Here is a 15,500-nt window from a genome sequence, read left to right as displayed (position 1 = left end):
ATCTGTGGTGGGAGCGCCCACCACAGCCCCATTCAAGGGGTTTTCAGCTTCAGGTGACGCGCATACCACGGCCGCTTTGGCACGCGCTTGAATAAGCCCTGCAGGCTGTTTTCGTCTTCGCCAAAGGTAATACGCAGGGCCAGCTTCATGACCTCCGGGTCCATCTCCATCGACTTGCCCACCTGCAACCCCGGCGTGGCGCTGCAACCATGGGTATCCGGGCCCAGCCAAGGGTCGCCGACTTCCACCCAACGGCCCGGTGCGAACCAGGCCACGCCGTTGACTTGCAGGCGCTGGACTTCGCCCGGATTGAAGCGCTCATGGGCGCGAAACCAGTCTTCGATGCGATCGTCGATCCAGCCGTGGAAATGCCAGAACACCGGATTGACATGGGATGAGAACGGGTCGCCGAGGAAGTCGTTTTCCGCTGCATACCAGCGCGCCGCGAAGTCAGCGGGGTCACGGGCCATGGGCACGGGGGCGCCATTGGAGGGATCGCGCGGCACCGAGGCCCAGCGCATGTGCAGCCAGTCGTGCAGGCCCAGCTCCATTTCGGAGCCCAACTGGCCCAGGGTGAATTTGGCCAGGTAGCGCGGGTCGCGGTATTGGGACTCCCACACCTGGAAGTTGCTGTGATAGGTCTCGGCGGCCTTGATGTCGCTGACCCACTGGGTGTACTCGGTGTCGTCCGATGCCGACCAGGTGGGCGGCAGCGCGAAGCCGTCGTGGTTGTCGAAGTAACGCAGAAAGCCCAGGCGGTCGCGTTCCAAGGCCGGTTGCGGCTCAGGGAATTGCGGCCACGAGGGCAGATCCTGCATTGAGCGCGCGGTGCCGAGCATGTGCCGATGCATAAAAAAGAAGTCGATACCCGAGCCGTTGCGGTCCTTGCGCTTACCCCGTGCATCGCGTTCCTGGCCGCGCGGGCCGGGCTGCCAGCCGATGCCACGCAGGGCGTCGCGCTTTTCCTCGGAGAGTTTGTGCCACTGGTCACGGGTGGCGTGCCACAGCTGGTGGAACAGGCGGTGTTCGGGCGCGATCAGCCAGGCCAGCAAGGTCGGATTGAGGCCGATGCGTTGGCGGGCTTCGGGAAACCACTGTTTATGGGCGATGAAGCGATTATCACGCTCAACCAAGGCCAGGGGGCGATCCAGGTCGAGGATCTGCCCGCTGAGGGTGCTGCTGCCAGCGTTGGCAAAGGCCGCCCAGACCTCATCAAGGGTCATCTTGAATTCATAGGCGGGTGTACCGTCGGCCGAATCACGGTCGATCAGGCGCCAGTAGAGCACAGCGCTCTCCCCCGTCAGCAGGTCACCCAGCACACGGTAACGCGGCTCGCCCTCGGCGCGCAGGTGGGCGGCGGTGTCCAGGTAACCGCGTAAACCGCGTCCACGGGGCGCGATGTCGAGCAGCAGTTGCAAATCTTGCAGTGGCAGCCCTTTGAGGCCGGCGTCGCGACCCTCCAGGCGCAGGTCCCACACCCCACGCAGGGTGTTTGCCAGGTGCTGGCCGGCGGTGTCGGCCAGGTCCACCGTGGCCTCGCCGGGGGTGATGGGGAATTCTTCTTCGCGCGTCAACTCGCGATGGGCATAGAAAGCGGCAGGCACGGCAGCGCCTGTCAGCGCCAGGCCTGCGATGAACCCACGTCGAGAGATGGTCATTGTCTACCTTAGGAAACGGCTTTATCAGAGCTAGAACGTTTGCCCGCCGGGGAAATTTACCGAGGCGCCCTCGCCGCCTAAATTTTGCCGCCGATCACTCGTTCTTCCCTGATAGCGAAGGCCTCAACTGACTGAGATGGCAATGACAAAACCACGTTCGAAAAAGGCGCTGTACATCGGCCTGCCGCTGGCACTGGCCATCGGTGCCGGGGCCGGTTTCCTGGTCTGGGATCACTGGTTCAAGGGCAATGCCGGCTACCCGCTGGCGGTGATCAAGCAGGCCAACGAAATGCAGGACCGGCTACTGTCGTTCGACAGCCATATCACCGTGCCCGTGGATTTCGGCACCGCCGGCAACGAGGCGGACAAGGATGGCGAAGGCCAGTTCGACCTGGTCAAGGCGGCACGCGGGCGTTTGTCCGGCGCAGCGTTGACCATCTTCGGCTGGCCGGAAATCTGGAACGGCCCCAATGCGCCGCACAAACCCACCGACGGTTTTGTCGAGGCCGCGCGCAACGAACAGGAAGTGCGCTACAAGATCATCAGCGGCATGGTGCGCGACTTCCCCAATCAGGTCGCCATCGCCTACACCCCGGATGACTTCCGACGCCTGCATGGCGAAGGCAAGTTTGCGATCTTTATCAGCATGCTCAACGCCTATCCGCTGGGCAACGACTTGAACCAATTGGACCTGTGGGCGGCGCGCGGCATGCGCATGTTTGGCTTCAGCTATGTGGGCAATAACGCCTGGTCGGACTCATCGCGACCACTGCCGTTTTTCAATGATTCCACCGACGCCCTTGATGGTCTGTCGGACATCGGCAAACAAGCGGTGCACCGCCTCAATGACCTGGGGGTGATCATCGATGTGTCGCAAATGTCGACCAAGGCCCTGGAGCAAGTGGCGCAATTGAGCCGCACGCCGATGGTGGCGTCCCATTCGGCGCCCCGCGCCTCCGTGGATATCCCGCGCAACCTGAGCGACAAAGAGCTGCAACTGATCAAGCAAAGCGGCGGCGTGGTGCAGATCGTCGGCTTCTCCGCCTACCTGCGCCCGCTGAGCCAGCCGACCCAGGACAAACTCAACGCCCTGCGCGCTCGCTTCGACCTGCCGCCGCTGCCCAACCTGGCCGTGGCCCTGATGCCGGGCGACGCGATCATTGCCGCCTGGCCGGAACACAAGTTCGGCGAATACGCCAGCGCGCTGTACGGCATCCTCGATGAAGAACCGAAGGCCACCCTCAAGGACCTGGGCGATGCCATCGACTACACCGTGCGCAAGATCGGCATCGACCATGTCGGCCTGTCGTCGGACTTCAACGATGGCGGCGGTGTCCAGGGTTGGAACAACGTCGGCGAAATACGCAACGTCACCGCAGAGTTGATCCAGCGCGGCTACTCCGAAGCCGATATCGCCAAGCTGTGGGGAGGCAACTTCCTGCGGGTGTGGGACCAGGTCCAAAAAGCCGCCAAGCCCTTGGCCAACCGTTAATCATCTAGAAGCCCGTCCATGACCGACCGCCGTACCTTTCTCAAGCAGGCTGGGGTATTTGCCGCCAGCCTGCCACTGGGCGCCGCCCTGCTTCCGCAGGCCATCGCCGCCAACGCAACCACCGATGACCCATGGACGGGACTCAAGCAACTGTTCAACCAGGACCCGGACTACCTGCACTTTTCCAACTTCCTGGTAGCCACTCACCCCAAGCCGGTGCGCGAGGCCATCGAACGCTACCGCGCGCAGATCGACCGCAACCCAGGGCTGGCCATGGACTGGGACCTGCAGGAAACCTGGAAGCGCGAAGGCCAGGTGCGCGAATGGGCCGGCCGTTACCTGAAGGCCACCCCACCGCAAATCGCCCTGACCGGCAGTACGTCCGAAGGCTTGGCGATGATTTATGGCGGGATCAAGGTACGGCCTGACCAGGAGATCCTCACCACCGTCCACGAACACTATGCCACCGAGTTCAGCCTGGATTTCCGAGTGCGCAAGGAGCAGACCCAGGTCCGCAAGATTCGCCTGTTCGACAACGCCAACCGCGTATCGGCCGACGAGGTGCTGGGCAACATCCAGCGCAATATCCGCGCCAACACCCGCGTACTCGGCATGACCTGGGTGCAGTCCGGCAGCGGCGTGAAACTGCCCATCGGCGAGATCGGCAAGCTGGTGGAAGAACACAATCGCAACCGTGACGACAAGGACCGCATCCTCTATGTGGTGGATGGCGTGCACGGATTCGGCGTGGAAAACCTCGACTTCCCGGACATGCACTGCGACTTTTTCATCGCCGGCACTCACAAGTGGATGTTCGGCCCGCGCGGCACCGGCCTTGTTTGCGCCCGCGACCCGCAAAACAAGTACGTGACACCGATGGTACCGACCTTTTCCGAAGACAAGGACTTCGCCACCAGCATGACCCCGGGTGGCTACCACGCCTTCGAGCATCGCTGGGCGGCGGACGAGGCCTTCAAGCTGCACCTGCAACTGGGCAAGGCGCAGGTGCAGGCGCGGATTCATACACTCAATACCGAACTGAAAGAGCAATTGCTGGCCCACCCGAAGATCGAACTGGTCACCCCGCACAGCCCTGAACTGTCCGCTGGTTTCACTTTCTTCCGCGTCAAAGGCCAGGACAGTGATGCCGTGGCGGCCTACATGATGAAAAACCGCGCGGTGATCGACGCGGTGGACCGCGATGTCGGCCCGGTGATCCGCACCGCCCCCGGCCTGCTCAATTCCTCCGCCGAGATCCAGCGCTTCATGACCTTGCTGAGCCAGCGGGCGTGACGCACACCTTTTCCCCTTTGAATGAGAGGCCCACATGAACAAACCCCTCACGGCCCTGGCGCTAACCGCCCTGTGCGGCACCTTGCTGCCCAACCTGGCCCAGGCCGCCGCGCCGCAACCCGGCAAGGTGTTCAAGGATTGCAAGGACTGCCCGGAAATGGTGGTGCTGCCCGCCGGCACCTTCACCATGGGCACGCCCGAGGATGAAGTCGGCCGCGAGCCGGATGAAGGCCCGATGCATGAGGTGACCTTCGCCAAGCCGTTCGCCATGAGCCGCTTCCATATCACCGCCGGCGAATGGGACAGCTACGTGCGCCAGACCGGCGTGAAGATCGCCGATGGCGACACCCGCCCCGGTCGTGAATGCATCGCCAGCAAGCCACGCTATCCCCAAGGCCCGCGCCAGCCGGCGGTGTGCATGGACATGGACGACATCAAAAGCTATGTGGCTTGGCTGTCGAAGAAGACCGGCCAGCAGTACCACATGGTCAGCGAGTCCCAGCGTGAGTACGCCGCACGCGCCGGTTCTACCGGGCCGTTCCCCTTCCCGTTCGATGAAGGCAAGGACTACAGCATCACCAAGCATGCCAACACCTATGGCCCAGCCGATGGCTACAGCTATTCGTCACCGGTCGGCAGCTACCCGCCAAATGCGTTTGGCATGTACGACATGCATGGCAACGTCTATGAGCGAGTGGCCGACTGCGAGCACCCCAACTACATCGGCGCGCCTACCGATGGCAGTGCGTGGATGGAGCCGAACTGCGAGGGCTACATGATCCGGGGCAATGATTGGGGCGAGGCGCCGGTTTTTTCGCGCTCGGGCAATCGCAACACCATCTATCCGCAGACGCGGGGGGATTGGATTGGGTTCCGCGTAGTGCGCGACCTGTAATCCATGGGTTGCCGGAACCGTGGGCTCCGGCAACCCTTCGACTCAGGCGTGTTTGGCCAACAACGCCAACCCCTCATGCAACGCCGGGAACAGGCTGTTATTGAAGTTGTTCCAGCGCAATTCGAGGATGGTGTCTTCCGGCGTGATATCGGTCTTGAGCACGTCGTGGAACACCTCGCCCGAATCGATGCCGTTGTCGACGTAGTGGAACGAGGCACCGGTGAGGTACAGCGGCTCCGAAGGCGTGGTGGCCTTGGTCGCCCAATCCGTGATCGTCAGACCACGTGCGCCATACAAGGCGTTCCAGGTGGCATAGGCACCCCGGCGCTCGTACGGCGATTCAATACGGGTAATGCCCGGATGGATGTTCATGATGCGGCGGGCAAATGGCGCACCGGGACGCACCAGCTCATCCAGGATCACCAGCAGGCCGTCCAGCACCACGATATCGGCCTTCAACTCCACCAGCGTGTCATGCAGGCGGCGTTCGAAATCCTGCTTGCCGGCGATATGTTCCGCACTGCCCCGTGGCAGGCGTCGATAAGTCGACGGCACGCTCAGCAGCAAGTCATTGACCAGGCGCCCCTGCACGCGCAAGTCGGCCGGATACAGCCACTGGCGTCCCGGCTGGTACGCGAAACCGTAGTCGGCCACCAATTGCTGGTCGCGTGGGTTCTGCTCGTCATCGTCATACACCACGCCCACCAGGTTATAGGCCTCGCCCAGCGGCGTGTCGTTCAGCGCCCCCGCCAGGGATTCCAGCACCGACATCATGTAGCGTTCATGGTCCTTGTAGGCCACCGGCTGCCCGGCCTTGTCGGCCGCGGCATTGCGCAGGGACCACACGTACACCAGATTCTTTTTCGTCATTGTTTCGCTCTCGCTGGATAGATCAGGCACGCCAATACGCGTGCGCCTACACCACAAGAACGAACCAGCCGCCTTGCAATTTATCCACCCCCGCCACCGCCCGGCACACCGAGCTAAATAGTCGCGCCAATCCTTCGTTTGTCATGGGTAAGGGTCTGTGTGCCCAGCCCCCTCTTTTTTCACTTTCCGGGAAGTATTTATGACCGACCCCAAGCGCGGCGCCTTCAACGGTCTGCTCGCATTGCTCAGGCCCTTTCGCACCATCGTGACGGTCTCCGTCGCCCTGGGCATGGCCGGCGGCCTGGCCATCACGTTGCTGCTGGCGACGATCAATAACGCCCTGCACTCTACGACCGGGATGACGCAGGGGGTGATCCTGACGTTTGCGGCGCTGTGCCTGTTGGCCCTGACCAGCTCGATCGTCTCGGATATCGGCACCAACTACGTCGGCCAGCGAATTATCGCGGCCCTGCGCAAGGACCTGGGTGAAAAGGTGCTGTCGGCGCCCATCGAACAGATCGAACAGTACCGCTCCCACCGCCTGATTCCGGTGCTGACCCATGACGTCGACACCATCAGTGATTTTTCCTTCGCGTTCACTCCGCTGGCCATCGCAACGACGGTGACCCTGGGCTGCCTGGGCTATCTGGCCTACCTGTCGGTGCCGATGTTCCTGATGATGGTGGTCGCCATCATCATTGGCAGCAGCGTGCAATTCATCGCCGGTGCCAAGGGCATTCGCGGTTTCGATGAGGCCCGCGACCAGGAAGACGAGCTGCAACGCTACTATTCCGCAATCGCCTCGGGCGCCAAGGAATTGCGCATCCACCGGCCCCGCCGCTACCGCATGAACACCCACCGCATCCAGGAAACCGCCGACCGGATCAGCGATATCCAGGTGCGTTCGGTGAACATCTACATCGTCGCCAAAACCTTCGGCTCGATGCTGTTTTTCGTGGTCATCGGCCTGGCCCTGGCGATGCAGGCCTACAGCCCCAACCCGGACCCGGCGGTGATCACCGGCTTCGTACTGGTGCTGTTGTACATGAAAGGCCCGTTGGAGCACGTGGTGGGTTACTTGCCGATCATCGGCAAGGCGCGGATTGCCTTTGCGCGCATCACCGAATTGTCCGACCGTTTCTCGTCGCCTGAACCCCATCTGCTGATGGATGGCAGCGAAGCCCCCACGCCAGTGGTCAACAGCTTGGAATTGCGCGGCGTGAGCTACAGCCCGCCGCCGGTGGAAGGCAGCCAACCGTTCCACCTTGGGCCGATCAACCTGAGCATCAAGCAGGGCGACATCGTGTTTATCGTGGGCGAGAACGGCTGTGGCAAAACCACCCTGATCAAGCTGTTGCTGGGCCTCTACCAACCCCAGGCCGGGGAAATCCGCCTCAATGGCGAAACCGTGACCGATCCGGCGCGCGACGACTACCGCCAGTTGTTCACCACGGTGTTTGCTGACTATTACCTGTTCGATGACTTGGTCCAAGGCAGCGCCACCCAGTCACTGGACAGCGCGACCAAGTACCTGGAGCGCCTGGAAATCGCGCACAAGGTCAGCGTCAAGGACGGTGTGTTCAGCACCACCGACCTGTCCACCGGCCAGCGCAAGCGCCTGGCCCTGGTCAACGCCTGGTTGGAAGAACGCCCGGTGCTGGTGTTCGACGAATGGGCCGCCGACCAGGACCCGGCCTTCCGCCGCGTTTTCTATACCGAGTTGCTGCCGGACCTCAAGCGCCTGGGCAAGACCATCATCGTGATCAGCCACGACGACCGCTATTTCGATATTGCCGACCAGTTGGTGCGCCTGCGCGCCGGCCAAGTGGTGCACGAAATGGAACCGGCGTGAATTTCTTTTCCGGTTTCTGCAGGTAGGAACGTCTCACTAGTGGTAATGAGAACCAACCCCAACAAATACTTAAAATCTGCCCACTAAATACCTAGAAGAGAATTCACCCATGCCAGCAACATTTGGTCTGAGTCCCTTGAGCAAGGCACTCTCCATGCGCCGCCTCTTGAACACCCACGTGCTACCTGGCGCGATTGCCGTTGCGCTGACGCTGCCAGTCGCCGGTTATGTTCAGGCGCAGGAGATCGAGCTGGATGTCCCTGCACAGTCGCTGGGTAGCGCTCTTCAAGAATTTGGTAAGCAGGCGAACCTGCAAGTGCTGTATAGCCCGACCGACGTCGAAGGCAAACGCAGCCACAAGGTCAAGGGCAAGTTGCAGCCTGGCCAGGCCATGACCACGCTGCTGACCGGCACCGGCGTGAACTTCGACCTGCAAGGCAACACGATGACACTGACTGCCGGCCGCTCGTCCGCCCTGGAGCTGGGCGCCACCCAGGTGACTGCCAACCAGCTCGGCACCATTACCGAGGGCTCGGGCTCCTATACGCCCGGGACCATCGCGACCGCGACCCGCCTGGTGCTGACGCCACGGGAGACGCCGCAATCGATCTCGGTGGTGACCCGCCAGGCCATGGATGACTTCAACCTCAAGTCGATCGACGACGTGATGCGCCACACCCCCGGCATCACTGTTGCCGCGTATGACAGCGAACGCACCAGCTACTTCTCCCGTGGCTTTGCCATCCAGAACTTCCAGTACGACGGCATTCCGATCCTGCAAGACGCCCAGTATTCGTCCGGCCACACCCTGACCGACACAGTGATCTACGACCGCGTCGAAATCCTCAAGGGCGCGACCGGCCTGCTGACCGGCGCCGGTGGCCCTGGTGGCACCATCAACATGGTCCGCAAGAAGCCGACCTCGGAATTCAAGGGCTACATCGACCTGGGCGCCGGTTCCTGGGACAACTACCGCTCGGAAGTGGATGTGAGCGGTCCGCTCACCGAGTCCGGCAACGTGCGCGGCCGTGCGGTGGCGGCCTATCAGGACAAACACTCGTTCCTCGATCACTACCAGCGCAAGACCAACGTGTACTACGGCATCCTGGAATTCGATCTGGCGCCGGATACCCTGCTGACCGTCGGCGGTGACTACCAGGACAGCGACCCGCAAGGTTCCAGCTGGTCAGGCGCGGCGTCGCTGTATGACTCCGCAGGCAACCGCATCAGCACCTCGCGTTCGTTCAACAACGGCGCCAAGTACAGCAAGTGGGCCCAGTACACCCGTACCGGCTTCGCGACCCTGGAACATACGTTCGATAACGGCTGGGTTGGCAAGGCGCAGTACAACCACCAGATCAATGGCTACAAGGCTCCGCTGTCGGCGCTGCTGGCGCCGAACGCAGCCACCGGCAAGGCTTCGCTGCTTACGCGTACCTACAATGGCGAGACCACCAGCGACACCGGCGACCTGTACGCCACCGGGCCTTTCAGCCTGTTCGGCCGCGAGCATGAACTGGTGGTCGGCGCCTCGGTCTCGCGCTCCCACTGGCTGGGCCGCGACTACACCAACGCCACCAACTACAACAACAGCCACGATTACTTCGATTGGGACGGCGACGCGCCCAAGCCTGACCGTGGCCCACAGACCAAGCGCAACGACGAACTCACCCGCCAGAGCGCCCAGTACATCACCGGCCGCTTCAGCCTGGCCGATGACTGGCACCTGATCCTGGGTACCCGAGTCAACAACTACGAGGTCAGCGGCACCAGCCAGGTCAAGGACACCGGCAAGGTCGTGCCTTACGCCGGCCTAACCTACGACTTCACCGAGAACCTCTCGGCCTATGCCAGCTTCACCGAGATCTACCTGCCCCAGGACGACTACCGCGACCGCAACAACAAGCCGCTGGAGCCGGACGAAGGCAAGAACTATGAGCTGGGCTTGAAAGGCGAGTTCTTCGATGGCCGTCTCAACGCCAGCCTTGCGTACTTCGAAGTACACGAGAAAAACCGCCCCATCGACGACCTTGACTACGTTCCCCTCAGCTACCCAGGCCTTGACTACGCGTCCAAAGGCACCGAAGCCAAGACCAAGGGCTACGAAGCGGAAATCTCCGGCGAACTGGCCCCTGGCTGGCAGCTGCAGGCGGGTTACACCCATAAGATCATTCGCGACAAACAGGGCGAGAAACTCTCCACCTGGGAGCCGGAAGACCAAGTCAACATCTACACCAGCTACAAGCTGACCGGCGCCCTGGACAAGCTGACCCTGGGCAGCGGCGTGCGCTGGCAGGGTACGGGCTGGAAGGTGCTGACCAACAACTACGCCACCGGCAGCCAGGATAAATTCTCCCAGGATCCGCTGTGGCTGGTGGACCTGATGGCCCGTTACCAGGTCACCGAGAACGTATCGGCCAGCCTCAATGTCAACAACATCTTCGACAAGAAGTACTACACCAACATCGGCTTCTACAATTCGGTCTACTACGGTGACCCGCGCAACATCATGCTCAGCACCCGCTGGAACTTCTGATGCATAGACGCTAGCCGTTCCAACCAAGCCCCTGGCCATGCGCAATGACCAGGGGCTTTTTAGTGCCCGCCTGCCCGTACACCCGGCACAAAAAAGCCCCTGGCCTTAGAAGAGGCCAGGGGCTTGGGTTGCTGCCGTCCGTTACTTCATCGCATCGGCGAAGCTCTGCACAAACGCAGCGTTATCGATGATGCGGTCGTGGGTGGAGTCGATCAGCACCGACTGCTGGACACACGCCCGGCCCACCACCTGCTCCATGGTCGCTTCAATCAACTGACGATGCTGGCCTGCACGGCTGCCGGCGGCCCACCAGCAGCGGATCGGCGCCTTGAGCGGCTTGAAGTCAGCGTCCTTGAGCCGCTGGCCCAGGGTGCGGTCCAGCTCCCAGGAAATCTGCGCTTCATCCCCTTCAAGCAAGCTTGCCTTGATTTCCCGGAACGTCTCGCCCAACGCCTCTTCAGCCCAGGCGCCCAGTGCCTGCCATTGCTGCGCTTCATCACTGAAGAATGCCTGGCTGTCCAACCAGGCGGTGTGGATCTGCTGGCTCGACGCCGGGAACATCACCTGCAACAGTTCAACGCGGCGCTGGTTGACCGACAGATCATCGTCATCCGCAATCACCGCTGCGTCCCAGTAAGCCTTGAGCCAGTAAGGCGGCGAGGCATCGATCCAACCGACCACTTCCACCTCACGCCCGGCTTGCTCCAAGGCATAGGCAACTTCCATGGCCAGGTTACCGCCCATGGACCAGCCCGCGAGACGATAGCGCCCCTCGGGCAACGCATCGAGCAATTGCCCGGTGTAGTCCTCGACCATCGCTTGCCAGCTCGGTACGGCGCTGCCCTCCTCGGCCAATGCGCGGCAGATCACGCCCATCACCGGCCGCTGCTCGCGCAGTGCCAGGCCAATGGCCTTGTAGCAATGCACCGAGCCGTAGCTTGGGTGGAACAGGAACAGCGGCGTGCCTTCGGTCTGGCTGTTGAGCTTGACGATCAGCGACTGCCCCGCGCCGTTGCCCAGGCAATTCACCTGCCCTGCCACCGTGGGGTTAAGCATCAATTGGCTGACCGACAGGGTCTTGCCGGTGGCCTTGCGGATGCGTTCCTTGAGCATCAATACCAGCAGCGAGTGACCGCCCAGTTCAAAGAAGTTGTCATCCAGGCCAACGCGCTCGACGTCCAACACCTCGCCCCAGATCGTTGCAAGGCGCTGTTCCTGCTCGGTGTGTGGCGCGCGGAACACCTGCTGGTGCTGAGACGCGTCGGGCTTGGGCAAGGCCTTGCGGTCCAGTTTGCCGTTCGGGCTCAGGGGCATCTGTTCCAGCAACAGCCACTGCGCCGGAATCATATAGTCGGGTAAATGCGCCGCAAGGTGCGCACTGAGCGGTTCGCGCCAGTGCTCACCGGGCGCTTGCAGCACCAGGTAGCCGACCAGATGCTTGCCATCGACCACCTGCACCGACGCCTCCTGGACTTCAGCGGTTTCGAGGATGCGCGCTTCAATTTCACCCAGTTCAATACGCAGGCCACGCAACTTGACCTGGTGATCCAGGCGTCCGAGGTATTCGATCACGCCGTCGGCGCGCTGGCGCACACGGTCACCCGTGCGGTACAAGCGCGCCCCCGACTCGAACGGCGAGGCAATGAAACGCTCAGCAGTCAGCGCGGGACGGCGGTGGTAGCCGCGCGCCAAGCCCAGGCCGCCCAAGTACAACTCGCCCGCCACGCCGACGGGCACCGCTTGCAACTGGGCATCCAACACGTAGGTCTGCAGATTGGCGATCGGCTGGCCGATGGGTACCGTGTCGCGTTGTTCATCGACGCAGGTCCAGTGGGTCACGTCGATGGCGGCTTCCGTCGGCCCGTACAGGTTGTAAAGGCTGGCCGCAGGCAATTTGGCAAAGACCTGTTGCTGCGCGTCCACCGGTAATGCTTCACCGCTGCACACAATGCGGCGCAAGCTCTGGCAACTGGAGGCTGCCGCGTCCTGCATGAACGCCTGCAGCATCGAAGGCACAAAGTGCAGCGTCGTCACCTGTTCGGCGTTGATCAGCGCCACCATCTTCGCCGGATCACGGTGATCCCCCGGCGCCGCGACCACCAGGCGCGCACCGGTCATCAACGGCCAGAAGAACTCCCACACTGACACGTCGAAGCTGAACGGTGTCTTCTGCAACACCGTATCGCGAGGGGTCAAGTGGTAGGCCTCTTGCATCCAGCATAAGCGGTTGGTCAACGCCGAATGACGGTTGCCCGCGCCCTTGGGCTGGCCGGTGGACCCGGAGGTGTAGATCACATACGCGAGGTTTTCGCCGTGCAGCGCAAGGTCAGGGTTGGTGTCAGGGAAGTCTTCGAACCCAGAGTCGCCCAGCAACAGGCATTCGATGCCTTCGGCACGCGGTAGTTGTTCCAGCAGGTGGGACTGGGTCAACAGCAGCTTCACGCCGCTGTCTTCAAGCATGTACGCCAGGCGCTCAGGCGGGTAATCCGGGTCCAGCGGCACATAGGCACCGCCGGCCTTGAGCACGGCGAGCAGGCCGACCACCATCTCGATGGAACGCTCCACGACCAATCCGACCAACACGTCCGGACCGACGCCAGCCTGGATCAAGCGATGGGCCAGACGGTTGGCGCGCCGGTTCAAGTCGGCATAGCTCAGGCGCTGCGCGGCGAAGACCAGTGCGGGGGCCTCTGGTGTCTGCGCAACCTGCGCTTCGATCAATTGATGCACCGGCTGTTGTGGATAGTCGCGCGCCGTGGCATTCCATTGCCTTACGAGGGTCTGCTGTTCGACAGGCGCCAGCAGCGGCAACTGGCTGACCCGCTGTTGCGGATCATCCAGCATGCCCCGCAACAGGTTCTGCCAATGCGCCAACATGCACTCGAGAACGGCGGGGGCAAACAGGTCGGTCGCGTACGTCAGGGTGGCGTGGATACCCTGCGCCGAAGCCTGGGTGTCCAGGCTCAGGTCGAACTGCGCAGTCTGGCTGCCCCAATCCAGCCCTTCTACGCGCAAGTCGGGCAGTGACTGCCCCGACGTCATCAACCCCGCCTCACTCTGGTGGTTGAACATCACCTGGAACAGCGGGTTATGGCTGAGGCTGCGCTCTGGTTGCAGGGCCTCCACCAATTGCTCGAAAGGCAGATCCTGATGGCTCTGGGCGTCCAGGCTGCGGCGCTTGACCTGCTGCAACAATTGGCCGACAGAGAGCTGCCCATCGATATCCGCCTTGAATACCTGGGTGTTGACGAAGAACCCGACAAGACGTTCCACCTCAACCCGGCTGCGGTTGGCGATTGGCACACCGACGCGGATGTCCTGCTGGCCACTGTAGCGGTACAGCAGGCTCTGGAAAGACGCCAGCAACACCATGAACAATGTGACGCCTTCACGCTGCGCCAGTGCATTGAGCCCGGCCGCCAGCGCGGGCGGCAATTCAAGTTGCAGGCTGGCGCCACGGTAGCTTTGCACCGCCGGCCGCGCGTTCGCAGTGGGCAGCTCCAGCACCGGCTGTTCGCCGCCTAACAGTTTCTGCCAATACGCCAATTGACGTTCGCGCTCGCCCGCCGCCATCCACTGGCGCTGCCAGTGCGCGTAATCGGCGTATTGCAGCGCCAGTTCCGGCAACTGCGGCGTCTGGCCCTGGCTGTAGGCGCCGTATAGCTGTACCAACTCGTCGACCATCACTTGCATCGACCAGCCGTCTGTCACGATGTGATGCTGCACCAGCACCAGCACATGTTCATCGTCAGCCAGGCGCAGCAAGGTGACGCGCAGCAGTGGGCCACTCTGCAAGTCGAAGGGCCGGGCAATTTCGGCTTCGACCTGCTGTTGAAGATGGGCGGCGTCGGCATCTGCCCGTGCAATCACCAGCGCAGTGGCTGGGCGAATCACTTGAACCGCACGCTCGCCGTCCTGGTAGACCTGGGTACGCAAGCTCTCATGACGCAGCACCAGTGCATCGAAGCTGCGCTGCAAGGCCGGTTGGTCCAAATGCCCGTTCAGGCGTAACACGCTGGGGATATGGTAAGCCGCGCTGTGCGGGTCCAGTTGCCAAAGGAACCACTGGCGTTCCTGAGCAAACGACAGCGCCAACGGCTGGTCACGCCCGACCGCCAGCATCGGCGGCGCCAGCGTCTGGTCCGCAGCCTGCAAGGCCAACACAAAGCCTTCCAACTGCGGCGCCTCGAACAAGGTGCGCAAGGCTATCTCTCGCTCAAGCAGTTGACGCACACGCGAGATCACCTGCATGGCCAGCAACGAGTGTCCGCCCAGCTCGAAGAAGTGATCGTTCAAGCCGATGCGCTCGGCCCCCAACACCTGCGCCCAGATCGCCGCGACCTGCTGCTGCAACGGCGTGACCGGCTCAACCCAGACGCCTTGCGACTGCGCGGTGTCCGGCTGCGGCAGGCCCTTGCGGTCCAGCTTGCCGTTGGGGGTCAATGGCATTTGGGCGAGGAACATGAAGTGCGCGGGCACCATGTAATCCGGCAGATGGGTTTTCAGCGCACGGCGCAAGGTTTCGCGCAATTCTGCTTCCTTGGCGAGCGGGCCCTCGGCCGGCACGACATACGCCACCAGTTGTTTGCCGGTCGGACCGTCCTGGGCGACCACCACGGTTTCGCCAACGTTGTCCTGCTCACGCAGGCGCGCCTCGATCTCGCCCAGTTCGATACGGAAACCACGGATCTTCACCTGATGGTCGACACGACCGAGGTAATCCACCACCCCATCCGGACGACCACGGGTCAGGTCGCCGCTGCGATATACGCGGCTGCCGGGCTTACCGAACGGATCCGGCACAAAACGCTCGGCAGTCAGTGCCGGACGCTCCAGGTAACCCCGTGCCACGCCTTCACCGCCCAGGTACAACTCGCCAGCTACGCCGATGGGTTGCAGGTTGA

The 15,500-nt window shown here is 62.5% G+C and carries 8 protein-coding genes; 5 read left to right on the top strand and 3 right to left on the bottom strand.

Features of this window, described 5'->3' with window-relative positions; all coding sequences use genetic code 11:
- Nucleotides 1-32 precede the first annotated feature (32 nt).
- Nucleotides 33-1,658 (bottom strand): pyoverdine maturation tyrosinase PvdP, encoded by a 1,626-nt coding sequence (gene pvdP, locus HX868_RS28160; protein ID WP_177005086.1) that lies wholly within the window; start codon nt 1,656-1,658, stop codon nt 33-35.
- 142 nt (nt 1,659-1,800) lie between these two features.
- Between pvdP and pvdM the strand changes: the two genes are divergently transcribed.
- From pvdM to pvdO, 3 genes are read left to right on the top strand one after another with little or no spacing between them, the layout of a single operon-like run.
- Nucleotides 1,801-3,150 (top strand): pyoverdine-tailoring dipeptidase-like protein PvdM, encoded by a 1,350-nt coding sequence (pvdM, locus tag HX868_RS28155; RefSeq protein WP_177005085.1) that lies wholly within the window; start codon nt 1,801-1,803, stop codon nt 3,148-3,150.
- Nucleotides 3,151-3,168: 18 nt separating this feature from the next.
- Nucleotides 3,169-4,443, top strand: coding sequence for a pyoverdine-tailoring periplasmic protein PvdN (gene pvdN, locus HX868_RS28150; RefSeq protein WP_177005084.1), 1,275 nt, complete (start codon nt 3,169-3,171; stop codon nt 4,441-4,443).
- A 34-nt stretch (nt 4,444-4,477) separates the two neighbouring features.
- Nucleotides 4,478-5,338, top strand: a complete 861-nt coding sequence (gene pvdO / locus HX868_RS28145) for a dihydropyoverdine dehydrogenase (protein ID WP_177005083.1) — start codon at nt 4,478-4,480, stop codon at nt 5,336-5,338.
- Between the two features lie 42 nt (nt 5,339-5,380).
- Here the strand turns inward: pvdO and HX868_RS28140 are convergent, their stop codons facing one another.
- Nucleotides 5,381-6,208: a formyl transferase gene (locus HX868_RS28140; protein ID WP_177005082.1), complete on the bottom strand. Its 828-nt coding sequence runs from the start codon at nt 6,206-6,208 to the stop codon at nt 5,381-5,383.
- Nucleotides 6,209-6,407: 199 nt separating this feature from the next.
- Here HX868_RS28140 and HX868_RS28135 point away from each other — a divergent pair, with 199 nt between their 5' ends.
- Nucleotides 6,408-8,060, top strand: coding sequence for a cyclic peptide export ABC transporter (locus HX868_RS28135; protein WP_016977212.1), 1,653 nt, complete (start codon nt 6,408-6,410; stop codon nt 8,058-8,060).
- A gap of 154 nt (nt 8,061-8,214) precedes the next feature.
- Complete coding sequence (locus HX868_RS28130; RefSeq protein ID WP_095015764.1) at nt 8,215-10,596, top strand: TonB-dependent siderophore receptor; 2,382 nt, start codon at nt 8,215-8,217, stop codon at nt 10,594-10,596.
- A gap of 141 nt (nt 10,597-10,737) precedes the next feature.
- Here the strand turns inward: HX868_RS28130 and HX868_RS28125 are convergent.
- Nucleotides 10,738-15,500 (bottom strand): non-ribosomal peptide synthetase (locus HX868_RS28125; RefSeq protein WP_177005081.1); only part of this gene is annotated, 4,763 nt, incomplete at its 5' end.

It is taken from the genome of Pseudomonas reactans (assembly GCF_013385825.1).
GTDB classification, from domain to species: Bacteria; Pseudomonadota; Gammaproteobacteria; order Pseudomonadales; family Pseudomonadaceae; genus Aquipseudomonas; species Aquipseudomonas reactans.
Note: the sequence above shows the minus strand (reverse complement) of the source record. Positions and strands in the feature narration are given on the sequence as shown.